Below are 716 nucleotides of genomic sequence, written 5' to 3' on the forward strand. Positions count from 1 at the left end.
CTCATAGGTAGTCTGGAAGCCCATTACTATGTAAATTATATAGTATTTTCAGTGTTTTAAGGCAAATTATGTTCATGCCTGTTTTTCAAAGACCGTTTTCTCATGAATTACATAAAAAACAGAAGAGCTACACTAAACCACTTGTGTCGATCCCCCTGGTTTTTTTGCTTATCAGTGATCGATGGAGAAGTAAATCAGGATTTGGATTTCCAGATTCCTTTTTCGCCTATCACAAATGTATGATCATTACTGAATTTAGTACCAGGTGTCCAACATATTTGTGATGCTTAAATTTCTGCTCCGAATTCTTCTTCATTAGTTGTTTCAAGTCCAATCAAGGGTTCTATATTGCCACTCGCGGAAAATAGGGACCCATTTTTAGGAACAAGACCGGTTCCTCGTTCCGACGCTTCGCGTCCACGTTCTCTCTGTCCTAGAACCGGGTCTAGGGTATGGGGTCTAGGGTATGGCAAGAGCTGAAAGAGCGGGAAGAACCGTCCTAGCGTCCAGCGTCCAAGAGCATAAACCCGTCCTTGGATAAGATCGAAGATCATAATGCCATTCGTGGTTTTTTGCCTTAACCAAGAGCGAAGAACAGATACTCGCTCTGGAACGAAGAACCGATTATCCTCGGAGAGCGGAGAACCGTTCAACGGTCAACCAGGTTCTCTCGTTCTTTCCTACCACGAACCCGCAACCCCGGCCTTTTGCTTTTT

It is taken from the genome of Mesotoga sp. UBA5557, from assembly GCF_002425715.1.
Lineage (GTDB): Bacteria > Thermotogota > Thermotogae > Petrotogales > Kosmotogaceae > Mesotoga.